At 59.6% G+C, this 408-nt stretch carries 1 protein-coding gene; it reads right to left on the reverse strand.

Annotated features, from left to right (window positions below; translation table 11 throughout):
* Positions 1 to 169: 169 nt before the first annotated feature.
* The coding region (locus HU147_RS19230; RefSeq protein WP_224077675.1) for a hypothetical protein at positions 170 to 408 on the reverse strand (239 nt) is incomplete at its 5' end.

The raw sequence follows: 408 nt of genomic DNA on the forward strand, positions 1-408 counted from the left end.
CCGTCTTCCTGGGCGAGTCCGAAGCCACCCCCATTGAGCTGCTCCATCAGCTGATAGCTCGTCGCTGCGGGGATTGCGCCCCACCACATGCTCACGGTTGAACTGTAGCTCACGCCACCGAGATTGATCGCCGTGGCTTGGACCGGTGGCAATGTCACGACGATACTGCCTACGGCGCTTGACGCACTGCACCCGGCGTCATTGCATGCAAAGGCACGATAGGCGTAACTGCCGGCGATTCGTCCGCTGATGGCCAGTTGATTCCCACTGATCCGGTTGATCTCAGTCCATGCTGCTCCGTTGAATTGTTCTTCAATGCGATAGCTGCTGGCCTGTGCCACGCTCGAAACAGAGACGGCGTAGCTGCCGTTGTAGCTCGCAGCAGGTACCGACAGTGCGGGTACGGAT

This window comes from Planococcus chinensis, assembly GCF_020071995.1.
Classification (GTDB): domain Bacteria; phylum Bacillota; class Bacilli; order Bacillales_A; family Planococcaceae; genus Planococcus; species Planococcus chinensis_A.